The sequence below is a fragment of the Microcystis flos-aquae FACHB-1344 genome (assembly GCF_014698375.1).
GTDB lineage: Bacteria > Cyanobacteriota > Cyanobacteriia > Cyanobacteriales > Microcystaceae > Microcystis > Microcystis aeruginosa.
In genome coordinates this window covers 16799-35453 of the sequence record NZ_JACJSW010000197.1, presented here as the reverse complement: position 1 = coordinate 35453, position 18655 = coordinate 16799, and the positions used below count along the sequence as shown (strand labels likewise).

Annotated in this window: 19 protein-coding genes; 10 read left to right on the top strand and 9 right to left on the bottom strand. The window is 42.5% G+C overall.

Features of this window, described 5'->3' with window-relative positions:
- Positions 1–34: 34 nt before the first annotated feature.
- The 5 genes from purH (at position 35) to H6G48_RS20040 (ending at position 3722) form a co-directional block, all read left to right on the top strand.
- The gene (purH, locus tag H6G48_RS20055) at positions 35–1570 is read left to right on the top strand and encodes a bifunctional phosphoribosylaminoimidazolecarboxamide formyltransferase/IMP cyclohydrolase (RefSeq protein ID WP_190722972.1); all 1536 of its coding nucleotides are present in this window, start codon (positions 35–37) and stop codon (positions 1568–1570) included.
- Between the two features lie 625 nt (positions 1571–2195).
- Entirely contained in the window at positions 2196–2471 is a 276-nt protein-coding gene (locus tag H6G48_RS20050; RefSeq protein WP_002785632.1) for a BrnT family toxin, read from the top strand.
- Positions 2434–2709, top strand: coding sequence for a BrnA antitoxin family protein (locus H6G48_RS20045; RefSeq protein WP_190722971.1), 276 nt, complete (start codon positions 2434–2436; stop codon positions 2707–2709). The genes H6G48_RS20050 and H6G48_RS20045 overlap by 38 nt, the downstream gene beginning before the upstream one ends.
- A 384-nt stretch (positions 2710–3093) precedes the next feature.
- Positions 3094–3225 (top strand): hypothetical protein, encoded by a 132-nt coding sequence (locus H6G48_RS26960; RefSeq protein ID WP_255520654.1) that lies wholly within the window; start codon positions 3094–3096, stop codon positions 3223–3225.
- Positions 3222–3722 (top strand): endonuclease V, encoded by a 501-nt coding sequence (locus tag H6G48_RS20040; RefSeq protein WP_043996815.1) that lies wholly within the window; start codon positions 3222–3224, stop codon positions 3720–3722. Before H6G48_RS26960 ends, H6G48_RS20040 begins: the two co-directional genes overlap by 4 nt.
- Here H6G48_RS20040 and H6G48_RS26520 read toward each other — a convergent pair.
- From H6G48_RS26520 to H6G48_RS20015, 5 genes are all read right to left on the bottom strand, one after another.
- On the bottom strand, positions 3685–4047 hold the full coding sequence (locus tag H6G48_RS26520) for a type II toxin-antitoxin system PemK/MazF family toxin (RefSeq protein WP_341275520.1): 363 nt from the start codon (positions 4045–4047) through the stop codon (positions 3685–3687). The two genes, H6G48_RS20040 and H6G48_RS26520, sit on opposite strands and share 38 nt — an antisense overlap.
- Complete coding sequence (locus H6G48_RS20030; RefSeq protein WP_002739747.1) at positions 4047–4292, bottom strand: hypothetical protein; 246 nt, start codon at positions 4290–4292, stop codon at positions 4047–4049. Before H6G48_RS20030 ends, H6G48_RS26520 begins: the two co-directional genes overlap by 1 nt.
- A gap of 76 nt (positions 4293–4368) precedes the next feature.
- Positions 4369–5631: an NAD(P)/FAD-dependent oxidoreductase gene (locus tag H6G48_RS20025; RefSeq protein ID WP_190722970.1), complete on the bottom strand. Its 1263-nt coding sequence runs from the start codon at positions 5629–5631 to the stop codon at positions 4369–4371.
- Positions 5628–6587 carry a hypothetical protein gene (locus H6G48_RS20020; protein WP_190722969.1) on the bottom strand — a complete coding sequence of 320 codons (960 nt, stop codon included), beginning with the start codon at positions 6585–6587 and terminating at the stop codon, positions 5628–5630. The genes H6G48_RS20025 and H6G48_RS20020 overlap by 4 nt, the downstream gene beginning before the upstream one ends.
- The gene (locus H6G48_RS20015) at positions 6587–8047 is read right to left on the bottom strand and encodes an MBOAT family O-acyltransferase (protein ID WP_190722968.1); all 1461 of its coding nucleotides are present in this window, start codon (positions 8045–8047) and stop codon (positions 6587–6589) included. Before H6G48_RS20015 ends, H6G48_RS20020 begins: the two co-directional genes overlap by 1 nt.
- 162 nt (positions 8048–8209) lie before the next feature.
- On the opposite strand from H6G48_RS20015, the gene H6G48_RS20010 reads away from it, so the two are divergent.
- Positions 8210–9181: an FkbM family methyltransferase gene (locus tag H6G48_RS20010; protein ID WP_190722967.1), complete on the top strand. Its 972-nt coding sequence runs from the start codon at positions 8210–8212 to the stop codon at positions 9179–9181.
- 179 nt (positions 9182–9360) lie between these two features.
- On the opposite strand, the gene H6G48_RS20005 is transcribed toward H6G48_RS20010, so the two are convergent.
- Together H6G48_RS20005 and galE are read right to left on the bottom strand one after the other, a co-directional pair.
- Positions 9361–9786 (bottom strand): hypothetical protein, encoded by a 426-nt coding sequence (locus H6G48_RS20005; protein WP_190722966.1) that lies wholly within the window; start codon positions 9784–9786, stop codon positions 9361–9363.
- A gap of 129 nt (positions 9787–9915) precedes the next feature.
- Entirely contained in the window at positions 9916–10914 is a 999-nt protein-coding gene (gene galE / locus H6G48_RS20000) for a UDP-glucose 4-epimerase GalE (protein ID WP_190722965.1), read from the bottom strand.
- Between the two features lie 69 nt (positions 10915–10983).
- On the opposite strand from galE, the gene pap reads away from it, so the two are divergent.
- The 3 genes from pap to purN all read left to right on the top strand — a co-directional run bounded on the left by pap (position 10984) and on the right by purN (position 13513).
- Positions 10984–12477, top strand: a complete 1494-nt coding sequence (gene pap, locus H6G48_RS19995) for a polyphosphate:AMP phosphotransferase (protein ID WP_190722964.1) — start codon at positions 10984–10986, stop codon at positions 12475–12477.
- Between the two features lie 116 nt (positions 12478–12593).
- Positions 12594–12878, top strand: coding sequence for a hypothetical protein (locus tag H6G48_RS19990; RefSeq protein WP_002769454.1), 285 nt, complete (start codon positions 12594–12596; stop codon positions 12876–12878).
- Positions 12875–13513 carry a phosphoribosylglycinamide formyltransferase gene (gene purN / locus H6G48_RS19985; RefSeq protein ID WP_052276274.1) on the top strand — a complete coding sequence of 213 codons (639 nt, stop codon included), beginning with the start codon at positions 12875–12877 and terminating at the stop codon, positions 13511–13513. The genes H6G48_RS19990 and purN overlap by 4 nt, the downstream gene beginning before the upstream one ends.
- A 231-nt stretch (positions 13514–13744) precedes the next feature.
- Here purN and H6G48_RS19980 read toward each other — a convergent pair whose 3' ends face one another.
- Together H6G48_RS19980 and H6G48_RS19975 are read right to left on the bottom strand one after the other, a co-directional pair.
- A complete protein-coding gene (locus tag H6G48_RS19980; protein ID WP_190722963.1) occupies positions 13745–14341 on the bottom strand; it encodes a Uma2 family endonuclease in 597 nt (198 codons plus the stop codon).
- 46 nt (positions 14342–14387) lie between these two features.
- Positions 14388–14975, bottom strand: coding sequence for a Uma2 family endonuclease (locus H6G48_RS19975; protein WP_061431433.1), 588 nt, complete (start codon positions 14973–14975; stop codon positions 14388–14390).
- Between the two features lie 382 nt (positions 14976–15357).
- Between H6G48_RS19975 and H6G48_RS19970 the strand changes: the two genes are divergently transcribed.
- Positions 15358–18078 (top strand): valine--tRNA ligase, encoded by a 2721-nt coding sequence (locus tag H6G48_RS19970; RefSeq protein ID WP_190722962.1) that lies wholly within the window; start codon positions 15358–15360, stop codon positions 18076–18078.
- The last annotated feature ends 577 nt before the right edge of the window (positions 18079–18655 follow it).

The following is an 18655-nucleotide window of genomic DNA, read 5'->3' as shown; positions in this document are numbered from 1 at the left end:
GATATACTGAGATTGTTGCTTATAGATCACTACTATGGGACGTTTAGCGCTGATCAGCGTCACTGACAAAACCGGAATAGTTGACTTTGCCCGTCAGCTAACAGAAGAATTTGATTTTGAAATTATTAGCAGTGGAGGAACCGCCAAAACGCTCCAATCGGCGGGAATTCCCGTGATTAAAGTGGGAGAATATACAGGATCTCCTGAAATCTTGGGCGGAAGGGTGAAAACTCTCCATCCTCGCATCCATGGCGGTATTTTGGCTAGACGGGATTGGCAGTCAGATTTAGCGGAAATGGAGGCTAATCAAATTCGTCCTTTTGATTTGGTGGTGGTTAATCTCTATCCCTTTGAACAGACGATCGCTAATCCTGATGTTACCACCGCTCAGGCGATCGAACAAATCGATATTGGCGGTCCGGCGATGTTACGCGCCTCGGCTAAAAATTTCGCCCATTTGACTGTCATCAGTAACCCGAAGTATTACGAGCAGTATTTAAGCCAATTACGGCAAAATAACGGCGAAATCTCCCTGGAATTCCGTCAAAAAATGGCGGGGGAAACCTTCGCTTTAACCAATGCCTACGATGGTGCGATCGCTGCCTATTTCGCCAGCTTAAACGGGGAAACGACTCGCTTTAATTTGGCGGGAAATGCCCTGCAAACCCTGCGTTACGGCGAAAATCCCCACCAAAGTGCCACTTGGTACGGCAGTGGTACAATGGCTCAAGGTTGGGGAAAAGCGACCTTATTACAGGGAAAAGAACTAAGTTATAACAATTTAGTCGATTTAGAAGCAGCCCGCCGTTTAATCGCCGAATTCGGCAGGGAAGAACCGGCTGCCGCTATTTTGAAACACACTAATCCCTGTGGAGTGGCGATCGGTGGTAGTTTAGTGGAAGCTTATACTAAAGCTTTTCATGCCGATGCTATCTCGGCTTTTGGGGGTATTGTTGCCCTAAATCAAGCCATAGATGAAGCAACCGCTAAAGAATTAACGAAAACCTTCCTAGAATGCGTGGTTGCCCCCGATTGTAGCCCCGAAGCCCGGGATATACTCGCTAAAAAGTCAAAAGTGCGGATTTTATTACTGCCGGATTTAAGCAGGGGAGAAAAACAAACAGTAAAAGTTATCGCTGGCGGTTTTCTAGTACAAGCGGCCGATGACGTGGTGGAAACTCCGGATGATTGGCGCGTGGTGACAGAAAAACAACCTACCCCTGCACAATTAGCGGAATTACTGTTTGCTTGGAAAGTATCTAAGCACGTTAAATCTAACGCTATTGTGGTGACAAAAAATCAAACTACTTTAGGCGTTGGTGCGGGGCAAATGAATCGCGTTGGTTCGGTGAAAATTGCCCTTGAACAAGCAGGGGAAGCGGCTAAAGGTGGCTATTTGGCTAGTGATGGTTTTTTCCCCTTTGATGATTCTGTTCGCACGGCGGCCCAGTTTGGTATCGAGGCAATTGTTCAACCCGGAGGTTCTTTAAAAGATCAGGATTCAATTAATGCCGCTAATGAGTTAGGTTTAATTATGGTCTTAACAGGCATTCGTCATTTCTTGCATTAATACAAAGTTAGGGTGTGTTATTGCTTAAATTAACGCACCCCAAATTTGTATTAATTATCAGTTAATTTCCCCTATTCAATAGTCTTAAATTTGCCAAAAGTGCGAGGATGTCAAGCTTTTGGGGAACAAATAAAATAGTGCCATGTCTGGCTATTTATTCAGGTCATTTCCTCAAATGCTTTGGACAAAAATTGACCAGACTTAGCGATCAATGTTTCCTCTCCAACTATTAAGAGTGTCAAAATAATAGTGAAGTTTTGTGACAAAGTGCAGTCAGATAAAGAATCTTTGCTAGAACTCTAGAAGGCTTCTATGATAAGTCTCCTTAAAGTAGATTGTTTGCAGTAAACTAATCTGGCTAACAGGCTTTTGGGCGTGATGTAGGGAAAGTTTCTTGCGATTGCGCCTAAATGGGGTGATGTACAGAAAGTTGATCCATATCGTTACTCTGGAGAGTGTTATATAGAAAGTTGACCTGTAATATGTAGTTATGCGGCAAGTCCTCGGTTAGGACAGTGGCTTGAAGTTGCTTGCGGGGCATTCATTCACGATAAACATTGCTTGGCATGGATAGCTGTAACGACAATTTATAACTACAATTGGTTATTGTAGCTGTCGTTCGGTTATGGAATATGAATGGGATGAAGCAAAACGTCTTGCTAATCTTCGTAAGCACGGAATAGATTTTACCGATGTTCCAGCCGTGTTTGATGGGGATATTGTAACGGTTGAGGACGATCGTTACGGTTATGGAGAGCAGCGTTTTGTCACATTCGGTTTGTTGCAAGGGCGAGTGATTGCCGTTGTCCATACAGAACGGGAGGATTGCACCCGTATTATTTCTGCAAGAAAAGCGACGAAATATGAACAACGAACCTACTTCGAGCAACTCTCAAACTGATTGGCAACGATTGGATGCGATGAGCGATGAAGATATTGATTTATCAGATTGTCCAGAGATTACGCCAGAAATGTTTGCTAAGGCGGTAGTGCGGCGGGGTTTACCTGCTACAAAAGCCAAGGCTCAAGTTACACTCCCCATTGATAGCGATGTATTAGAGTGGTTTAAGTCTCAAGGGCATGGCTATCAAACACAGATCAATCAATTGCTACGAGCGTATATGGAGGCACATCAATAACAGGCAGATTCATGTTTTTGTATTTGAAAACAAGGATTGCAGCGGCATAACAAGGGATTTACTATACCTTATTAGACTGAAAACCGCTATAACAAATCACCGCACCCGAAATAATAGTGAAATTTTGTGACAAAGTGCCGTCATATCTAAGAATCTTTGCTAGAACCCTAGAAGGCTTCTGTGATAAGTCTCTTTAAAGTAGATTGTTTGCAGTAAACTAATCTGGCTAACACGCTTTTGGGCGTAATATAGGGAAAGTTTCTTGCGATTGCTCCATTTGAGAGTAATAGGCGGAAAGATTTTTTTTTAACAAATGTGTATTCGGCGTGATATATGGAAACTTTCCGTCTAACATATAGTGATGTTTTCAAGAGAAGAGAAGAAATGTTATCAACACTTCTAAGTAAACCTGTACAAAAAGCTCAAGAACTACCAGAAGCAATTCAATTGGAAGGCTGCCTCGACGCAATAATTGCCGGTAAGCCGGTTCATTTTCTGGATGGTGGCCTCCGATGATTGCTGCTCTCGATGTCCATTACACCGACACTGCGGCACACGCTGCCGCAATTGTGTTCAAAGAATGGCAATCTGAGGAACCAATTGCCAGCCGCACGGCGACCGAAGAACCTGTGGCGGCATACGAACCAGGAAAGTTCTACAGGCGGGAATTGTCGCCGCTGCTGAGGGTGATCACGCAGATCGGGTTCGACGTACACACCTATGTGATTGATGGCTATTGCCATCTCTCTCGTGACCTTACGCCAGGTTTGGGTGCGTATCTGCACCGTTCGCTGACGCAACCCGCCGTCATCGTCGGCGTTGCCAAGAACCGTTATCGTGATTCGGAACACGCGGTCGAAGTGTTCCGCGCAAACAGCAAGCGGCCTCTCTTTGTCACAGCAATCGGCATCGAATACAACGTAGCTGCCCAACACATTCAATCAATGGCTGGGCAATTCCGAATACCCAAGATGCTCAAGGCCGCTGATGGTCTTGCACGGAGACTGAAATAGTGCGATGCCGAAGGCACTGCATAGTGCGATGCCGAAGGCACTGGGTAGCAGTACGCCGAGCTTGTAGTACGCCGAGCTTGTAGGGTGCGTTCCCTAATCTGGAGCCTACTGCTCCACCGATCGATTTTTGGGAACGCACCATTTTTAGGTGAAAAGGGATTCCTTTGTCTTTAGAAGTTACTGGCAAAACAACAACTAAGCCAGATGCACCCTGATTAAACAGGTCTGCTGAAATCACTAAACACGGACGCTTACCAGCCTGTTCATGCCCCCTTACTGGATTAAGGTCTGCTAGCCATATTTCTCCTCTGGTAATTTCTGCCACTACCCTTCTACTCCATCAGCGAGAGTTTGCTCCCATGTCTGCCTTTCAGAAATTTCCTCTTGCCATAAAGTCTCATTCTTCCTTAAGGCGGCGAAGGCTTCATTCGCTTGAACTAGAAAAACATATCTGCGATAATTTTCGATGGCTTTGTCTAATACTGTTGGGAGCGTATCCCCAGAGGAGTCAACGAGTGCTAACAGCGTTTTGTGAGCAGCCTCACTAATGCTAATTTTTAATTCAGGCATACTTTTCTCTCGTAGCTTGTGTAGGGCTATTGTAGCCAATTGTGTAAGGGCTAACAACCTGGTTGGAACTGATTATTTATTCTCCCTTTTGCCTTTTGCCTCTCCTGATATGTAGCCTATACTCAACGGATTTAGTATTAGATAACACCTGTGAATAACGGAGTCGGAGAAGAATTTTTTTCGCCCAATGTCGAAACACTTTCAACTGATGGCGTTTGCTGGGTAAACGCAGTATATAGACAAATCGACGCATTATATCGGCTAATCTACCAGTAATATTAAGGCCAAAACTGGAGACAAGGGCTGATTGTTTACCCAAGGTTAACATATCACCTAAATGGAGATAATAATAGGGTTGGGGCGATTTTTTTCTGATCACTGCCGAGATATTTTTGGCTACTACACTGGCTGCTTGATAGGCTGCCTGTGCCGTGGCAGGAATTACCTGTTTACTCGGATAAATTTCGGCTAGATCCCCAAGGGCAAAAACTTCGGGATAGTCGATTAATTGTAAACTGGAACGGGTTAATAATTTGCCTTGTGCTGTTTTCTGACAATCTAAATTATTGATCCAATCTTGTGCTTGGGTTCCTGCTGTCCACAATAATAAATCAATGGGGATAACCTCATTTTTATTATCTTTAAATACGGTTATGGAATTAGCTGCAACTTCCTTTAATCCTGTGTTTAAATAGAGACTAACATTCTTGGCTAAAAGGGAACGATAGGAAGCAATACGCACCGATTTAGGGAAGTTTTGCAGTATTTCCTCGTTCTTTTCCACTAGATGAACTTGGCCCTTTTTTCCTAAACGATCAGCTACCTTACAGGCTAATTCTACCCCATTGGGACCGCCGCCAATAATGGCTAAATTAATTGAGGATTTTCCTTGAGTTTCTAAGTCATGAATTGCTGTTTGTAATTTTTCTACATCCTCTAAACTCCGAAAAGTTAGCCCATAATCAGCTAACCCCAGTATAGCCGGCCAACGATTCCGCACTCCCACCGCTAAAACGAGGTAATCGTAATCTATAACTTCCTCATTTTCTAAATATACTTGATGATTGTTTAAGTCAATATTACTAGCTTTTTGAGGTTTTAAATTAACCTGAGTTCCTGTTAATAATTGACGGTAGGAGGGGGCAATTTCCCAGCGTTGCAATTCTCCTGTAATTAATTCATAGAGAAGGGGAGTAAAGAGAAAATGGTCTTTCGGTTCGACTAAAGTTATTTGCCATTGACCCGATTTTACTGCTGTTAATCGACTCAGAGCGAGTGCCGTGTATAACCCTCCAAAACCCCCCCCCAGAATGCAAATCTTAGTTATAAGTTTATTCATGGATTTTTATTCTCAGTTGTGTTTAAGATGGGTTTCAGTTCCGAAACCAATTGTTCTGAACGAATAATTCTCGCCGGGGGCAAAAGATGATAGTGAGTGTCGGCAAAAATAGTAGAATCGGTCTTAATATTCAAGTCTTTTGGGTCATAAATTGTTGGCACAACCCGACTTAATTCTTCGGCAGATTTGCGAATATTAGCAACGGTTTTACCCTCATTTTTTGCATAAACCCAGGGCAAAGAAACCACTAAAGTCGCCCCTTTTGCTTCTAAATCTTTCTTGAGCTTTTCAATAACTTTAATCGAGTGAGCAGAGGCAGGAGTATTAAAAGTCATTTGCCACCATTTCCCCGTTCTTTCCTTAACTATAGTCGGATCACCTGTATTAGTCATTGGATCGGAAAGATAACCCGTCATTCTGCCTTTGGTGAATAAATCAACCGTGGATTTAGTGACTGGACGCATCCCCGGAATACCTAATAACCAAGTGTCCTCGATCATGGTTTTTAAAGGTATCCCACCTAACCCGGGTTTACCAATAGCGACGCTAAAAGGTGCGGACCCCCAAAGTCCTTCGCCGCGATTAAAACCGTCCTCATCCATGAGCATGAGATATTCAGGAATGAGCAGAATTACGTCCCCTTGGCGCGCTTTTTCGAGAATCATAGCGGCAATGACATTTAACCCGATATCCCCCTGTAAACCGAAGTTAACCACGGGCATTCCCAATTCTTTGGCCATTAATTCCGAATTTATGCTATAATGCGCCCCCGATCCCGCCGTGACGATTAAACGCCGCGGTCCTTCGACCTTGGCTGCGATCGCTGATTTTTCCTCGTACATCATCCGCAACCAGCTTAATTCGCCGCCGTAGATGACATTATAAACAAAGCCGAGGGACCAAGCGACTCCCAGAGAGGCTAACCAGGGGAAAGGGTTAAAGGATTTAGTATTCATCAGAATTCAAAGTAAATAAAGTCACCGGTATTAGTGGAAGCTAGGAGAATAGTTAAACCTAGCAATATTTTAGACAGCCAAGGGGATAACAAGAGTTCATATTCAAACTTTTTCTGGGCAATAGCCAGATGTTCGAGGATTAAAACAATGATACCAAGAACTAAAGCGACGCTTAAAACTGCTCCTTGATTGAGAGTATAGGAACTAAAAATCTCCCCGATATTAGCTAAGGAATAATTGAAAGGATTGGCAATAACTAGCACTTTGCCGATTAATCTTCTGGTGTTAATCTCCATGAAAAAGAGACAACCAAAAATGACAGCCAATTGCGTTAAAGCCCAGGAGACAATTTGCGGCTGAGAAACGTATTTCCCGACGAAAGCATAGAAAGGTCGGCCCAGATAACGCAGTAATAATAATAATGCCCCGTGGTAAGCCCCCCAAAAGACGAAATTCCAAGCCGCACCGTGCCAAAAACCTGAAAGAGTAAAGGTAATGAATAGATAAAAAGGCGCCCAATTTTTATTGGAACCCATCAGGGGTAAAAACACATAATCCCGAAACCAAGTGCTAAGGGTAATATGCCAACGTCGCCAAAATTCGTTAATACTTTGGGATGTGTAGGGGGCTAAAAAGTTTAATTCTAATCTAACCCCGACAAAATAGGCTAAACCAACAGCAATAAAGCTATAACCGCCGAAGTCAAAATAGATTCTCAGGGTGAATAAAAAGGCCTCAAACCAGATATACCAAGCATTGTCGATCATCTTATCTAATTCGATGTAGGGCGCAATGTTATCGGCGAGGACAAATTTCATAAATAAACCGAGGGAAAGCCAACGCAAACCCTTCTCGAAGTTTTCTCCTGTAAATTTGAGGCGAAATCCCTCCATTTGCGGTAATAAATCCCGGCGACGCTCGATCGGACCTGCGACAATCTGGGGGAAAAAGGAGATAAAATTGACATAATCGAGGACGGCTAGGGGTTTCTTTTTCTTTTCCCGTAGGGAGTCCACCACGAAAGCCACCATCTGGAAGGTATAGAAGGATACCCCCGGCGGGATTTGGCTAGGCACGGGAATTGGGGAAAGTTCCTTCCAGTTAGGGGGGAGAGAAACGAATAATCCGATGATTTCCTCGACAAAAAAGCCGAAATACTTGAAGTAGGCGAGGACGAGAATATCGATGACGATAACGATAGTGGCTAGGAGATTCGCTTTCCAGCCGCTCATTTTCAGCACTAGCCAGACCATAATGTAGTTAAAGGCTAGGGAGACGATGAAAACGAGGAAACTGGTGCGACTGGCGTAATAAAACAGGATCAGGGAAAGTGCCGCTAATCCGACTCCATCAAAAACACCTCGCCAGAGATTGAAGGACTTCGCCAGGTAGCGCGCCGTTAGGAAAGGAACGCTAAAAAGGATTAATATCCACCAAAATATAAAATCAGAGTAATTCAAGGCGTGTTAACTCCTGATGGTCTGTGTTACCTTGTTTGAGATGGGTTTCCTGACTTCTGATGCTCAGAGACGGGGGATTTTCTTGACAAGCCTATCAAACTTTGTCAGACTTGTCCATAAAATTACCTTCATCCATCCTAAAAAATCGAGGCTAGACAAGCAATGCTTTATCAAAAACTGTTAGATGCACATAAACGCTATCGACAATTTAAGACTTATCCCCATATTGCCGATCAATATTGGTCTAGTCAGTTGGCAGAGCATAATATTAATCCTAATTATGTGGAATATGATGCTAAATCTGGTCAACTTTTTTACAAACCCTTAGGGATCAGTTTAAGCAAAAATAAGCAAGATTTCCTCTTGGCTAGTAAAGTTTTTAACAAAGCTAACGCCTTAAAAGCTCTAGCTGATTGTCAATTTTATATCGATGAGCAACAGGAATTAATTATCGATATCGATGGAGTTAAGTTAATTATCGAGACGGGACAGGATTTAGATATCGCCCATGAAATTTTCCTTTTAGGTGTATATAATTTCCTCTATGACAAGCCCTGTGTAGCGATCGATATTGGTATGAATACGGGTTTTGCTAGTCTCTTTTTTGCCAATCGAGCTAATGTGAAAGCTGTCTATAGTTACGAACCTTTTAAGGCTACCTACGACCAAGCTTTAAGAAATTTTGCCCTCAATCCTAATCTAGCGGAGAAGATTAAAGCTTTTGATTATGGAGTCGGCGCTCGGGATGAAATTATTCAAGTAGAATACGATTACAATGTTAAAGGTAGTGTTGGTATTTCTGGTATTGACAACCAATTAAAACCTTTTGCCTCGAAACAAACAGCTACAGCTGATTTAATTCTTAAACCTTTCACCGATGTGTTTAAAGGTATTACCTCTGATTATCCCGACATCGATATAGTTGCCAAGATTGATTGTGAAGGTTCCGAATACGAAATCCTCGATTCTTTAGCGGCAACTGGTCAATTGGGACAGATGAAAATTATCATGATGGAATGGCATAAAAAGGGTCCCGATGCTTTAGTTAAGCATCTGCAAGAATTCGGTTTTATCATCTTTTCCAGGATGCCTCGCAGTAAAAATGTCGGCACTTTGTACGCAATTAAACCCTAATCCGTAGGGTGCGTTACGCTATCGCTAACGCACCACAATATAGGCAATTAGACCTTATATTTTTGGGGTAAAAAGTCAAGATTCAGTAACCCACCACAATATAGGCAATTAGACCTTATATTTTTGGGGTAAAAAGTCAAGATTCAGTAACCCACCACAATAGCTGTGCTAATAGTGCCTTACTGTGCTTGACAATAGGTATTAAAAGCTTCGCCAGTTTCCTTTTCTAATTGGCCAGCTTTTCTGACCTTTTCCTGTGCTAATTTTGCCCCGTTTTTATTGCGAGTTTCGATAACTTGAATTATTTCACGAGTGGCAGTGGCATAATCTTCGTAAACTTGAGCGAAAGCGGTCTTATATTTATCTAGTTCGGTATCCTTCACTGCTAATTTTTTCATATTTTCTGCGGCCTGTTCGATTTTATCGGCGGCTAATAGCCAACTTTTTTGGTCAATTTCTGTCCCTTGAGCGTTGGTTAAGGATTTGGTTTCTTGGGCCACTTCGTTGGCAATCCGATAGATTTTTTGACATTGAAACTGTTTACTATCAGCACAACTTGCTAAAAAAGTCAAGCCTATAAATATTAAGATTATTTTGTTATTCATAGCATTGTATTCGAGAGAATTCTAGGGAAGCTTATAGCGGTAAACTATCAGCCTCTAGCAGTTTTTTACTGTTATCGACTGATAGAACTGTTCAATCTTATAAGATTAAAGTTTAGCACTCGATCGCTGTTAAGCGTGTCTTTTTTGATGCCAATTCCAGGCGTGTTCAACTATTACCTTGAGATCGGCATATTGGGGATGCCAACCGAGAACCTGTTTAGCTTTATCGCTACTGCCGATTAAAATGGGGGCATCACCTGATCTTCTGGGACTTTCGATGACGGGAATATCTAAACCAGTTACCGCTTGCGCTGTTTCAATCACTTCACGCACGGAAAAACCGTTACCATTGCCCAAATTAAACACATTACTTTCGCCCCCATTTAAGAGATATTCTAAGCCTAAAACGTGAGCTTGGGCTAAATCATTAACATGGATATAATCGCGAACAGCAGTACCATCGGGAGTATCATAATCCGTGCCGAAAATTGACAGGGAATCCCGTTTTTTCAGGGCAGTTAATAAAGCCAGGGGAATTAAATGGGTTTCTGGTTGGTGATCTTCCCCTAATAAACCACTGGGGTCGGCTCCTGAAGCATTAAAATAACGGAAAGCCACCGATTTTAAACCGTAGGCCCGATCAAAATCCCGAAGAATTTGTTCCACCATTTCCTTACTGGCAGCGTAGGGACTGAGGGGATGATGGGGATGATTTTCCGTCATCGGAATTTCTTTCGGCATTCCATAAATAGCACAGGTGGAAGAAAAAACAAATTTCTTCACATCGGCGGCGATCATCGCTTGCAAAAGAGTCAGACTACCACTAACATTATTTTGATAGTAAATAGCCGGTTCTTGCACCGATTCCCCCACGGCAATAAAAGCGGCAAAGTGCATGACGGCGGCAATATCACGACTGGCAAATAAATTATCCAGCAGCGATCGATCCCTAGTATCACCGACAATTAACTCAACTTTTAATATATCCTTAATGATTTCGGCGTGACCGTAGGATAAGTTATCGAGTACGATGACGGAATAACCGGCATTTTTGAGCGCTAGAACCGCATGGGAACCAATATAACCCGCACCGCCAGTAACGAGAATGGTAGGTTTAACTTGAGACACGCGATCATACCTATTTGAGATTGACTTGTCTATAACTTTATACCCTAATTTTCCTTTTATTTGACCATCATGTTAAGTCCCCTCGATCTATCTCTTTCCCTTGACAAAGAAACTTATCAATCACAAATTAAAGATTTAATGCAACAACTGCGATCGCTACAGAAGTCCTGTTGGGAATGTAAATTACCCGTGGTGGTGGTTTTGGAAGGTTGGGCGGCGGCAGGGAAGGGAACTTTAGTCAAAAAAATGGTTAACTATATGGATCCTCGCGGTTTTACCGTCCATCCAATTTTAACCCCTTCCCCCCAAGAGGAAAGTTACCCGTTTTTGTGGCGATTTTGGCAAAAACTGCCAGCAAAAGGCAGTATCGGCATTTTTTATCACAGTTGGTACACCCATCTACTAGAGGATCGACTCTTAAATAAATTGCCCTCCTCCCAGATTCCCCTAGTCATGCGCGATATCAACACCTTTGAGCGACAATTATTTGATGATGGTATTGCGATCGCTAAATTCTGGATTCACCTCAGTCAAAAGGAATTAAAGTCACGCATCAAAGAATACGCCGAAAATGAACTAGAATCTTGGCGCGTGCGTCCGGAAGATTGGCAACAGGCCAAACGTTATGATGAGTATGCCAGTTTAGCCGAGGAAATGATTACCTACACTAGCACGGGGGCCGCCCCTTGGACATTGGTGGAGGGCAACTGTCAACGTTGGTCCCGGGTAAAAGTTCTCTCCCAATTAGTCGGTACGATCGCTCAAGCTTTGGATCAGCGCCGATTACCGATCGAACCTCCTGCCAATCTACCACCCCAAGCGCAATTACTGCCCACGGAACCCGATTATCTAGGGAGAGTGGACTTAAGTGCCCAATTGGAAAAAGAAGACTATAAAATCCGTTTGCGTGAGGCACAGGTAGAATTAAGAAAACTGCAATTAAAGATTTTTCAGGCAAATATCCCCGTTTTAGTCCTCTTTGAAGGGTGGGATGCCGCCGGCAAGGGAGGTGCGATCAAACGCTTAACCGATACCCTCGATCCTCGCAGTTATCAAGTGATTGCCTTTGCTGCCCCGACGGAGGAAGAACATCGCTATCATTATCTCTGGCGCTTCTGGCGGAAATTGCCCGCAGCCAAAACTATCGGTATATTCGATCGCAGTTGGTATGGACGGGTTTTAGTGGAGAGAGTGGAAGGATTCGCTAAAGATATGGATTGGCGACGGGCATATCAAGAAATTAACGAATTTGAAGCCCAATTAACCCATTCAGGCTGTGTTTTAGTCAAATTCTGGTTACATATCAGCCCCGAAGAACAGTTAAATCGCTTCAACGAACGCCAAACTAACCCCTATCGTCAACATAAACTCACCGATGAAGATTGGCGCAATCGAGAAAAACAGCCCCTCTACCATGTGGCAGTTAATCACATGGTAGCCCGTACTAGCACCCCCGTCGCCCCCTGGACGATTGTGGCGGCAAATGATAAGTATTTCGCCCGCGTTAAAGTCATAGAAACAGTCATTGCCGCTATTGAAACCGGTTTGAAACAACGGGGATAAGGGAGATAGGGGTATGGGGATTTTTTCGATTCACCCTCTCTTAACCGTGATGTGCTGAGAAGCAGAGTCGAGAACTTTATTGAACGTTTTGAATATCCACCAGAGGAGAAACAATCATGAATCTCAATGAGTTGCCAGGGGCCGAGATCATCTTACCCGGACTGAGGGATCTTCACAATGGTGAGTCCAATACCATTGGGGCGTTGCTAGTTGCGATCGCATCGACGCGCCTAACCGAAGTCGGTTTCGATATCCCTAAAAATCACCTAGCTTCAGAGCCTGAGCTAACCTTGTATGCCTATCTCCAAGAGGAACGGGATGATGCTTATTCTTACTATAATGCTTTGCTGAATCGCCTCAATAGCTTTTGCAATGCACTCGAACTCGCTTATAAAATATGATGACAATTTCCCCCAGTTTAATTTCTCCCGATCTTAGTTTGGCCGATATTCCCCTAGAGGAAACCCTCTCTTTAGGAGTGATGGCTTCTGGTAGTGGTTCCAATTTTGCTGTTTTAGCAGCAGCGATCGCTAAAAAACAACTTAATGCCCGGATTTCTGTCCTCATCTACAATAATCCCGATGCCAAGGTAAAAGAAAAAGCCGCTCACTACAATATCCCCGCGGTTTTCCTCGATCATCGTCAATTTAAACCCAGAGAAGAACTCGATCGGGCAATAGTAGAAACTTTCCAAGAATACGGCGTAAAATGGGTAATTATGGCGGGCTGGATGCGAATTGTCACCCCGGTTTTACTAGATGCTTTTCCCGATCGCGTGATTAATATCCATCCTAGTTTACTACCCAGTTTTAAGGGTGTGCGCGCCGTGGAACAAGCTTTAGCCGCAGGGGTAAAAGTGACCGGATGTACTGTGCATATCGCTCGCGCAGAGGTAGATAGTGGCCCAATTTTAATGCAAGCAGTGGTTCCCATTCTCCCGGATGATACCGCGGCTAGTCTCCACGAACGCATTCAAGTGCAAGAACATCGCATTTTCCCGGTAGCGATCGCTTTAGCGGCGAAATTGAGCCTATAGAGATAGATTTCTGGACTTCCTTGGCGAGAATACTGGCAAAAAAACGAAAATTCAAGGCAAATCGTTAAATAGGGTTTGCGGCAAAAAGTTTGTTGGTGGGGTTAGGAGTCAGTAGCCAGTAGTCAGGAGTCAGGAGAATTAAGAATGAATAATAATCAGTTAAATGGTCTATTTACAGACTTTATGCTATTTAATCCTTATTTTTGCCGTTTTTGAACCATGAAAAATTAATTATGCAAGAGGTTTATTAATTATATTAAAAGTAACTCCTTCGTAAATTTCCTGAAAACTGAGATCAAAATTGACAGAAGTTAAAGATAAACTGGCATTTTCGCCCTCGTATTCCGTTAATAACCATTTATTTTCTTGAGTTTTGTTATACTGCATGACATAGGGACGACTTTGACTGATCAGAATATATTCTTGAAATTCCGGCAGCGAACGATAATAGAGAAATTTATCACCCTGGTCATAATTTTGAGTTGATTTTGAGAGGACTTCTACTATTAATCTGGGATTGGTAACAGTTGTCTTGCCAGTTTCATAATAAATCGGTTCACCTTCAATTAGCATCACATCGGGATAGGTTGCCTGACGATATTGCGCTATCCATACTTTCACATCACCGATAAATATTTTATAGTGAGACTGGGGTAACTTTAGGCGTAAATAAAAGTAAAAATTACCTGCAATTTTATTATGATCGGTAGTGCCTCCTGTCATCGGTATGATTTCCCCGTCTTGATACTCATTTTTATAGGCTGCCGTTTCCTCTAGTTGTAAATATTCGGCAAAGCTATAGGTACTTTTATCTGTGGCTATGGTCATAATTGATTAATTCTTTGGTTAACTTAAGCTGGTTTAGACAACTGGTTTAATCATTGATTATATTAAAAGTAACTCCTTCGTAAATTTCCTGAAAACTGAGATCAAAATTGACAGAAGTTAAAGATAAACTGGCATTTTCTCCCTCGTATTCCGTTAATAGCCATTTATTTTCTTGAGTTTTGTTATACTGCATGACATAGGGACGACTTTGACTGATCAGAATATATTCTTGAAATTCCGGCAGCGAACGATAATAGAGAAATTTATCACCCTGGTCATAATTTTGAGTTGATTTTGAGAGGACTTCTACTATTAATCTGGGATTGGTAACAGTTGTCTTGCCAGTTTCATAATAAATCGGTTCTCCCTCAATTAGCATCACATCGGGATAGGTTGCTTGACGATATTGCGCTATCCATAATTTCACATCACCGATAAAAATATTATATTTCTGTCCTTTCAGGGCAAATTTTAAATAAGCGGCAAAATTGAGAGCAATTTTATTATGATCGGTAGTGCCTCCTGTCATCGGTACGATTTCCCCATCTTGATACTCATTTTTATAGGCTGCCGTTTCCTCTAGTTCTAAATATTCGGCAAAGCTATAGGTACTTTTATCTGTTGCTATAGTCATAATTTAAGTAGCTGGTTATAATTAAATTAAAAATGGATTTTAGGTTCGATCCCCCCTGCCCCCCTTGATAAGGGGGGTGCCGATCTCCCCCTTATTAAGTAGGGTTGATTCATGAATCAACCCTACCCTTAATAAGGGGGGCATCTGAAAGTTTTTAATACCTACCCACTTATTGATCGACTCCCTCAATTGATTATAGCAATTATTATACTGGTGAGATACAAAAAAGTTACCAGAAATTAGCTAGGTTTAGCCGAGCAAAAGATAACAGCTATCTTAATAGGACTCTTAAAATTTTTTAGCTGGCAACTAAACAGGAATTTGATCTCTCCCAAATGTGGGACAATTGACAAAGAACTAAGAATTGTAGAATCCCCCCATCATGACCTCGGAACTATCGAAGCAATACGATCCCAAGATCACAGAAACGAAATGGCAGCAATATTGGGAAAATCAAGAAATATTTACAGCAAACCCCGAAAAAGGCGGCGAAACCTACTGTATAGTCATCCCCCCTCCCAATGTTACCGGTAGTCTCCACATGGGTCACGCTTTCGAGAGTGCCTTGATTGATACACTTGTTCGCTACAAACGCATGACCGGCAAAAATACCCTCTGGCTGCCCGGTACAGATCACGCTAGTATTGCAGTACAAGCTATACTCGATCGCCAATTAAAAGCCGAAAAAACCGACCGTTATCAACTAGGAAGGGAAAAATTCCTCGAACGCGCTTGGCAATGGAAAGAGGAGTCCGGTAGTACCATTGTTAATCAACTGCGACGCTTGGGGGTATCCGTCGATTGGACGCGGGAACGTTTCACTATGGATGAGGGACTTTCCCATGCTGTCCGTACTGCTTTTATCAAACTCTATGAGGACGGATTAATCTATCGCGGTCAATACTTAGTCAACTGGTGTCCCGAATCCCGGTCGGCCGTTTCCGATTTAGAGGTGGAAAACAAGGACATTGAGGGAAATCTCTGGTATTTTCGCTATCCTCTTAGCGATGGTAGCGGTTATCTTCAAGTAGCCACCACAAGGCCCGAAACCATGCTCGGTGATACTGGTGTCGCTGTCAACCCGCAAGACCCCCGTTATCGCCATTTAATCGGCAAAACCGTCACTTTACCGATAATGGGGCGAGAAATCCCGATTATTGCCGATGAATTAGTGGATCCCGAGTTCGGTACCGGTTGCGTCAAAGTTACGCCGGCCCACGATCCTAAGGATTTTGAGATGGGTAAACGCCATAATTTAGCCTTTATTAATATCATGAATTTAGACGGCAGTTTAAACGAAAATGCCGGAATATTCGCGGGTCAAGATCGTTTTGTTGCCCGCAAAAATGTCGTTAAAAAACTCGATGAAGATGGCTTTTTAGTTAAAATTGAAGCCTATCGCCATAGCGTCCCCTATAGCGATCGAGGTAAAGTTCCCGTGGAACCCCTTTTATCTACCCAATGGTTCGTTAAAATTGAACCTTTAGCCACAAAAGCTTTAGCCTGTTTAGATCAGGAAAACTCGCCCCGTTTTGTGCCAGAAAGATGGACAAAAGTTTATCGCGACTGGTTAGTTAAACTAAAAGATTGGTGTATTTCTCGACAACTGTGGTGGGGTCATCAAATTCCCGCTTGGTACATTATCAGTGAAACTAACAACGAAATTACTAACCATACTCCCTTCGTCGTTGCTCAGGATGAAACCTCCGCTTTAGCCAAGGCCAAACAAGAGTATGGAGAGGATATAATTATTCAACAAGACCCCGATGTTTTAGATACTTGGTTTTCCTCGGGATTGTGGCCATTTTCGACTATGGGATGGCCAGAAAAAACCCTTGATCTAGACACCTATTATCCCACCACAACCCTCGTCACTGGTTTTGATATTATCTTTTTCTGGGTGGCCAGAATGACGATGATGGCGGGCTATTTTACGCGACAAATGCCTTTTAAAGATGTCTATATTCACGGTTTAGTTAGGGATGAAAACGGCAAAAAGATGTCTAAATCTGCCAATAACGGCATCGATCCCCTAATTTTAATTGATAAATATGGAACCGATGCTTTACGATATACCTTAATTCGAGAAGTGGCAGGAGCAGGACAGGATATCAGTCTGCAATACAACCGTAAAACCGATGAATCGGAATCCGTAGAAGCGGCCCGAAATTTTGCCAATAAAATTTGGAATGCTTCCCGTTTTGTCATGATGAATCTGGAGGGAAAAACCCCAGAAGAATTGGGAGAACCAGCTTTAGAAAATTTAGAATTAGCCGATCGCTGGATTTTATCTCGTTATCATCAAACAGTGCAAAAAACTAGAGATTATCTAGAAAATTATGGCATGGGAGAAGCGGCAAAAGGTCTATACGAATTTATCTGGCGCGATTTCTGTGATTGGTATATCGAGTTAGTGAAAACTCGTTTATGGAAGGATAAAGAATCGGTTTCCTGTGCTACAGCCCGCCAAACTTTGGCTTTTATCTTGGCAGGGACATTAAAATTATTACATCCCTTTATGCCCCATATTACCGAGGAAATTTGGCATAATTTAACCCAAGAAAATCAGCAGGTTTTGGCCTTAGAAACCTATCCAATAGCTGATAGTTCTCTGATCGATCTAGATTTAGAAAATACTTTTGAGTTATTAATAGAAAGTATTCGGGTGTTGCGTAATTTGCGGGCCGAAGCGGGGATTAAACCGGGGGCAACGATCACGGCAATTTTACAGACAGAAAACAGTCAAGAATTAGCTATTCTGCAACGCGGACAAGTGTACTTAAAAGACTTGGCCAAGATCGAAAAGTTAATTTTGACGGCCAAATTAACCGAGGAAGTCAATCAGGCGATCGCTGGTGTTGTCGCTACGGTAGAAATCCTCATCCCCCTGTCCGGATTGGTTGATATATCGGTATTGGCTGGGAAATTAGCGAAAAATTTAGCTAAAGTAGAAGGGGAAATCAAGAGTTTGAGCGATCGCCTAAATAAACCTAGCTTTGTTGAAAAAGCTCCAGAAGCTTTAATCCAAAAAACGAAGCAAGCTTTAGCAGAGGCCGAAAAACAAGCCCAAATTCTCCAAGAACGCTTAAAACGCCTGCAATAGTTATTCTGTACTAACTAAGTCCAGTAGGCTAGATCAAAGCTACTGCGATCGAGATTATCCCTTAATCCATTGACTTAGTTGCTCAAGTAGTTGAAGTTAAAGGAGAGGAGCTAACATAGGGAGGACTTTGGGGAACTTAAGCATCTCAAACTTGCTCCTCTTAACCCCCTATGTAACTCGTACTCCTTGTCCAGCAAGTCTTTCAGGAGTTTTCTGCACCACTAGGTGAATTAAGTTAGCAATTTCAAATTCCTTCTCAATAACAATAAAGCTAACCTTGACTCGCTGTATCTACGACCAAAACCTTATTTTTTTCTGTTACATTTCTAAATAAACAATCAAAATATTGTTTATTTCTTTTTGTTGCGATTGAGTATTTATACTGAACTTTTGTCCCTAGGATTTCTATAATAGTGTCAGAACAGCTAAGAAGTTGATTTGCGCTCAATTGACTGGGTATATGTAGTCAAGCTCGACGTTTTTATAACAGTTCTAGTCACAATTATCTGGTAAAAGTGTGGGTGATTTTTGTAGGTTAGTTTCCGACTAATCTCCGCTCGGTTTTGCTTGGAATCAC